This is a genomic window from Gryllotalpicola sp. CP2-P1 (assembly GCF_057512245.1).
This window is the reverse complement of record NZ_JBLRDT010000150.1, coordinates 1-6274: the sequence shown is the minus strand read 5'-3', so window position 1 is coordinate 6274 and position 6274 is coordinate 1. Positions and strand designations below refer to the sequence as shown.

Annotated in this window: 6 protein-coding genes and 1 pseudogene; 1 reads left to right on the top strand and 6 read right to left on the bottom strand. The window is 69.9% G+C overall.

Going from position 1 to position 6274, the window contains the following annotated elements; all coding sequences use genetic code 11:
- From ACM2XV_RS11245 to ACM2XV_RS11230, 4 genes and pseudogenes are all read right to left on the bottom strand, one after another.
- Window positions 1-263: pseudogene (locus ACM2XV_RS11245) on the bottom strand (radical SAM family heme chaperone HemW); the annotation flags it as partial.
- A gap of 2 nt (window positions 264-265) precedes the next feature.
- Window positions 266-931 (bottom strand): DUF1990 domain-containing protein, encoded by a 666-nt coding sequence (locus tag ACM2XV_RS11240; protein ID WP_487026981.1) that lies wholly within the window; start codon window positions 929-931, stop codon window positions 266-268.
- A complete protein-coding gene (lepA, locus tag ACM2XV_RS11235) occupies window positions 928-2781 on the bottom strand; it encodes a translation elongation factor 4 (protein ID WP_344777494.1) in 1854 nt (617 codons plus the stop codon). The genes ACM2XV_RS11240 and lepA overlap by 4 nt, the downstream gene beginning before the upstream one ends.
- 35 nt (window positions 2782-2816) lie before the next feature.
- Complete coding sequence (locus ACM2XV_RS11230; RefSeq protein WP_487026980.1) at window positions 2817-3962, bottom strand: pyridoxal phosphate-dependent aminotransferase; 1146 nt, start codon at window positions 3960-3962, stop codon at window positions 2817-2819.
- A gap of 139 nt (window positions 3963-4101) precedes the next feature.
- Between ACM2XV_RS11230 and rpsT the strand changes: the two genes are divergently transcribed.
- On the top strand, window positions 4102-4362 hold the full coding sequence (gene rpsT, locus ACM2XV_RS11225; protein ID WP_344777490.1) for a 30S ribosomal protein S20: 261 nt from the start codon (window positions 4102-4104) through the stop codon (window positions 4360-4362).
- A gap of 55 nt (window positions 4363-4417) precedes the next feature.
- Here the strand turns inward: rpsT and holA are convergent, their stop codons facing one another.
- Complete coding sequence (holA, locus tag ACM2XV_RS11220) at window positions 4418-5416, bottom strand: DNA polymerase III subunit delta (RefSeq protein ID WP_344777488.1); 999 nt, start codon at window positions 5414-5416, stop codon at window positions 4418-4420.
- A 22-nt stretch (window positions 5417-5438) separates the two neighbouring features.
- On the bottom strand, window positions 5439-6274 hold an 836-nt coding region (locus tag ACM2XV_RS11215), incomplete at its 5' end, for a ComEC/Rec2 family competence protein (RefSeq protein ID WP_487026979.1).

Below are 6274 nucleotides of genomic sequence, written 5' to 3'. Positions count from 1 at the left end.
GCGCGGCCCGGCACCCCTGAGGCGTCGAGCGCGCGGGCGGCGAACCGCACCTCGGCGATCGCCTGGTCCGGGTAATCCGCCTGCTTCACCCCGCGCAGCTCGGTAGCGGTGTACGTGTTGAAATCGCAGTAGCCGCAGCGCACGCGACAGAACGGCACATGCAGGTAGACGCCGAAGTCGCGCGCCTCGGCACCTATGCCTGCCTGCGCGGGCAGACGGCCGTCCTCAGGTGCGGGGTCGCCGAGGGGAAGAGCGGACGGCACGGTCAGTCGGCCGCGTTGATGGGGTGCAGCGCGCGCAGGTACTTCGCCGTGATGCCCTTGCGCACCTGGGCGTACACAGGCGCGAGCAGTCGCCAGCCGAACGAGGCGGGGCGCGAGAAGCTGCGCACCGTGAGCCACACCGAGTCGTCGTCGCGGTGCTCGAGGATGAAGGCCTCCTCGCCGCTCGCCGGATGCCCGTGCAGCGTGCCGTAGGCGAAGCCGACGCGGTTCGGGTCGTCGATGACGTAGACGACGCGCACGGGCGCGTCGACGGTGATCGGGCCGACCTTCGTGCGGAGAACCGCCGACATGCCATTCGCGATCAGCGGCTCGCCCTCGTCGTTGTAGACCGACTCTGTGCCGCCGACGTCGCGCATGCCGACGGGCGTGCCGTCGTCGCTGTAGCGGATGCCCGCGTACTGCTCCCCCGTGCCGAGGTCGACGTTCGTGACCTTCAGGCCGGCGCCGCGCTGAACGCCCCACGACATCAGGGCCGCCTTCGAGGTCTCCCAGCGCTCCGCGCCGCTGCCGATGCGCACGCTGCGCTCCATCGGCTTGTAGCCCTGCGGCGGGTACTGCAGCAGGTCGAGCGCCTGGGTGCCGCCGATCGCGCCGTAGGTGACCGGCGTCTCGGCTGCGCCGTCGCGACCGCGGCGCTGAGCGCTCACTTGTCCTTGTCCTTGCGCTCGGTGTCACCGGAGAGCGCGGCGATGAACGCCTCCTGCGGGACCTCGACCCGACCGACCATCTTCATGCGCTTCTTGCCCTCCTTCTGCTTCTCGAGCAGCTTGCGCTTGCGGGTGATGTCGCCGCCGTAGCACTTGGCGAGCACATCCTTGCGCATGGCGCGGATCGACTCGCGCGCGATGATCCGGGCGCCGATCGCCGCCTGCACGGGCACCTCGAACTGCTGGCGCGGAATGAGCTCCTTGAGCCGGCCCGTCATCAGCACGCCGTAGGCGTAGGCCTTGTCGCGGTGCACGATCGCGCTGAATGCGTCGACCTGCTCACCCTGCAGCAGGATGTCGACCTTGACCAGGTCGGACTCCTGCTCGCCTGCGGGCTCGTAGTCGAGGCTCGCATAGCCCTGCGTGCGGCTCTTCAGCTGGTCGAAGAAGTCGAAGACGATCTCGCCGAGCGGGATCGTGTACTTGATCTCGACGCGGTCCTCGCTCAGGTAGTCCATGCCGATGAGCGTTCCTCGTCGAGACTGGCACAGCTCCATGATCGTGCCGACATAGTCCTTGGGGGCGAGGATCGCGGCGCGCACCATCGGCTCGCGCACCGAGTCGATCTTCCCCGTGGGGAACTCCGAGGGGTTCGTGACGGTGACGGTCTTCTTGTCCTCCGTCGTGACCTCGTAGACCACGCTCGGCGCGGTCGTGATGATGTCGAGCCCGAACTCGCGCTCGAGGCGCTCGGTGACGATCTCGAGGTGCAGCAGCCCGAGGAAGCCGCAGCGGAAGCCGAAGCCCAGGGCGACCGAGGTCTCGGGCTCGTAGTTCAGCGCGGCATCCGACAGCTTCAGCTTGTCGAGCGCCTCGCGCAGCTCGGGGTAGTCGCTCGCATCGATCGGGTACAGGCCCGAGAACACCATCGGCTTCGGGTCGGTGTAGCCCGCGAGCGGCTCGGTCGCGGGCTTGACCGAGTCGGTCACCGTGTCGCCGACCTTGGACTGGCGCACGTCCTTCACGCCCGTGATCAGGTAGCCGACCTCGCCGACCCCGAGACCCTTGGTGGGCGCCGGCTCCGGCGAGCTCACACCGATCTCGAGCAGCTCGTGCGTCGCGCGCGTGGACATCATCTGGATCCGCTGACGCGGCGTCAGCTTCCCGTCGACCATGCGGACGTAGGTGACGACGCCGCGATAGGCGTCGTACACCGAGTCGAAGATCATGGCGCGCGCGGGGGCGGATGCATCGCCCTTCGGGGCCGGGATGCGCTCGACCACCCTGTCCAGCAGCTCATCAACGCCCGCGCCCGTCTTGCCCGAGACGCGCAGCACGTCGTCGGGGCTGCCGCCGATGAGGTTCGCGAGCTCGGCCGCGTACTTGTCGGGGTCGGCGGCCGGCAGGTCGATCTTGTTGAGCACCGGGATGATCTCAAGGTCGTTCTCGAGCGCGAGATAGAGGTTCGCGAGCGTCTGCGCCTCGATGCCTTGTGCGGCGTCGACCAGCAGGATCGCGCCCTCGCATGCGGCGAGGCTGCGGCTCACCTCGTAGGTGAAGTCGACGTGCCCCGGCGTGTCGATCATGTTGAGCGCGTAGGTCTCGCCGTCGCGCTCCCACGGCATGCGCACGGCCTGGCTCTTGATCGTGATGCCGCGCTCGCGCTCGATGTCCATGCGGTCGAGGTACTGGGCGCGCATGGCGCGCTCCTCCACGATGCCGGTCAGCTGCAGCATCCGATCGGCGAGCGTCGACTTGCCGTGGTCGATGTGCGCGATGATGCAGAAATTGCGGATGCGGGCCGGGTCCGTTGCTGCGGGCTCTAGGGCCGCCTGGGCTCGTGGTGACATGTCACCGACGATTCTCGCAGACTCGCCTTCGAATCTCAGATCTGCACGGGCAGGCGGCTGAGGCCCTCGAGAAGCGCCTCGGTGGGGCTCGCCGCGCACACGCGGATCCAGCCCTCTCCGGAGGGCCCGAAGGCGCTGCCCGGCGCGACGGCCACGCGCTTCTCGAGGACCAAGCGCTCTGCCCAGCTCTGGACGTCGCCCTCGCCGACGTCGTGCGAGACATCCACCCAGAGATAGAACGCGCCCTCTGGCTCGTAGTGGCGGATGCCGCGCTCGCGCAGCAGCGCCGTCGCCTGCGCGACGTTGTCGCGGTAGTGCCGGGCCGCGGCGGCGACCGCGTCCTGCGGGCCGGTGAGGGCCGCGATGCTCGCGTATTGGGCGGGCGCGTTGATGCAGCTGATCGAGCCCTCCTGCACGCGGCGCAGCACGTCGCCGAGACCGGGCGGCGTGACCAGGTAGCCGGCGCGGATGCCCGTCATGGCGTACGTCTTCGAGAGCGAGAACACCGACAGCACGCGATCGTCGTCGTCGAGGCTCGCGATGCTGATGTGCGGCCTGCCGTGGGCGAAATACTCGTAGACCTCATCGCTGATCACCCACAGGTCGTGGCGCTTGGCGAAGGCGAGCAACTCGCGCAGCGTCCCCTCGGGGAAGACCACGCCGAGGGGGTTGGAGGGCGAGTTGATGAGCAGGGCGCGCGTGCGGCGCGTGACGAGCTTCTCGAGGTCGGATGCCTGAGGCAGGAACCCGTGCTCCGGCCGGAGCGGGTAGCGCACGGGCACTGCGCTGTGCATGCGCGCCGCCATCGGGAACGTCGTGTAGCCGGGGTCTGGCACCAGGATCTCGTCGCCGGGGTCGAGCACCAGACCCTGGGCCTGATACAGCGCCTGCGTCGCGCCGACGGTGCTCCACACCTGCTCGACATCGACCTCGATGCCGTTGACGGCCCTGAGCTTCTCGACGACGGCCGCGCGGAACTCCGGAATGCCGCCGTTCGGCGTGTAGTCCGTGAAGCCGTCGGCCCACGCGCGCTCCGCTGCGGCCGCGATGTGCGGGGCCGGCTCGGCATCGGGCTCGCCGATGGCGAGCATGATCACGTCGGGGAGGCCGTGAGCCGCGTCGAAGACACGGCGGATGCCCGACGCGGGAACGTCGGCGATGTGGTGGGCGAGCTCTGGCATGCCTCCGAGGCTATCGGGGGCCTCTGGTAGCATGAGTGGTCGACTTCCGCACGTGTCCCACACGCGTGCGAATCGCCGCCGGTGCCCCTCTACCACCTGGTGGCCTTTCATCAGTCCGTTCGAACGAAAGAACACGCAAGTGGCAAACATCAAGTCGCAGCTCAAGCGCATCAAGACCAACCGCAAGGCCGAGGAGCGCAACAAGGCCGTCAAGAGCGAGCTCAAGACCCTCGTGCGCAACACCCGCACCGCCGTCGCCGCGGGCGACGCCGAGAAGGCCGCCGCTGCTCTCAAGGCCGCGTCGAAGAAGCTCGACAAGGCCGTCAGCAAGGGCGTCATCCACAAGAACCAGGCCGCGAACCGCAAGTCGGGCCTGGCCAAGCTGGTCAACTCGCTCTAGGCGACTGCTTCACGAAGGGGCCCCGCTTCGGCGGGGCCCCTTCGTATGCCCGGGCTCAGTCGCGCCCCTTCGCGCTCACGATGCGCACCAGCCGCTCGAGCGCGAACACCGGGTCGCGGCCGCCGCCCTTGACCTCGGCGTCGGCCGCCGCGAGCGCCTGGATCGCCGCGACCAGTCCCTGCTCGTCCCACCCCTGCAGCTCTTCGCGGGCGCGCTTGACCTGCCAGGGCGACAGACCGAATTTGCTGGCGAGCTGCCCGTCGGCGCCACGGGAGCCCTTGAGCTTGGCCATCGTGCGCACCTTGCTGGCGAATGCGGCGACCATGGGCACGGGGTCCGCCCCGCTCGCGAGCGCGTGCCGCAGGGTGACGAGCGCCTCGCCGTAGCGCCCCGCGATGGCCGCGTCCGCGACGGCGAAGGAGTTCACCTCGACCCGGCCGCCGTAGTAGCTGTCGACGACCTTCTCGTCGATCTCTGCGGAGCTGTCGCTGATGAGCTGCTGGCACGCCGAGGCGAGCTCGGCGAGATCGTCGGCGAAGGCCGAGACGACCGCGCGCAGAGCCGGCGGCGTGATGCGCTTGCCCGCTCGGCGGAACTCATCGCGGGCGAAGTCGAACTTGTCGGAGTCGCGCTTGAGCTCGGCGCAGACCACCTCGATTCCGCCACCGCGGCCCGCCCTGATCTCGTCGAGCAGCTTCTTGCCGCGCACTCCCCCGCCGTGCCGCAGCACGAGCACCGTGCTGTCGTCAGGAGCGGCGAGATACTCGAGCGTCTCGACGATGAACGCGTCGGAGGACTTCTCGACGTTGCTCGCGCGAATGAGCCGGGGTTCGCCGAAGAGCGACGGACTCGCCAGCGTCACGAGCTCGCCCGGCGCGTAGTCGCCCGCATCGAGGTCGCTGACCTCGAGACTCGGGTCGGCGGCCTTGAGCTGGTCGCGCAACGCACGTATGGCGCGATCGGCGAGCACCGTCTCGGTGCCTGACACCAGCACGACGGGGGCGGGTCGCACCTCGCCCCAGCTCAGCTGCGGGATCGCGGTCTTCGCGGCCACTCGTCCTCCTTGTTCGTCCAGCCTACCGGCGCGCGGGCACCCACAGCGCGCCGCCCGACGGGTGCTTCTGCGACCACAGCGCCAGTCGGCCGGCGCGCGCGGTCACGAGCAGGGTTCCCTCGAGGTCGGTGCGGGCGACCTGGGTGCCGGCCGCTCGCAGCAGGTCGAGCGCCGTCGCCGTCGGGTGTCCGTACGAGTTCCCGCTGCCGCACGAGATCAGCCCGAGCCGCGCATGCAGAACCCCGTAGAGCCGGGCGCTCTGGTCCGCGCTGCCGTGATGCGCGACCTTCACCACGTCGACCGGGCCCAGGCCGCCGTCGCCGAGCAGGGCGTTCTGTGCCTTCTCGTCGAGATCGGCCAGGAACAGCATCCGCGCCCCTTGGCCGTCGACCTCGAGCGTCACCCCGCCCTCGTTGCTCGTGGACATGCCGGGGTGCGCTCCGTCGGGCCAGAGCACCTGCCATCGCAGCGCACCGAGTGACCCCTGATCGCCGCGCACGCCGAAACGGATCGCGACGCCGTGCTCGCGCAGCTCGCGGACTCGCCGGGCAGCCGCCGGGTCGTCGGGCGGAGGGGTGCCGATCACGGCCGTGCCGGTCATGTCGGCGACGGCGTCGAGGCCGCCGACATGGTCGGCGTCATAGTGCGTCAGCACGAGCAGCGCGAGGTGGCGGATGCCCAGCAGGTCGAGGCACCTGGCCAGCGGCTCGGGCTCAGGGCCGGTGTCGATGAGGGCGTAGCTTGCGCCCGACTTCAGGACGACGGCGTCGCCCTGCCCGATATCGCACAGCCCGACGACCCAGTCACGCGGCATGGCGGCGCGCGCGGCGACCGCCGGGCCGGCCTGCAGCGCGAGCG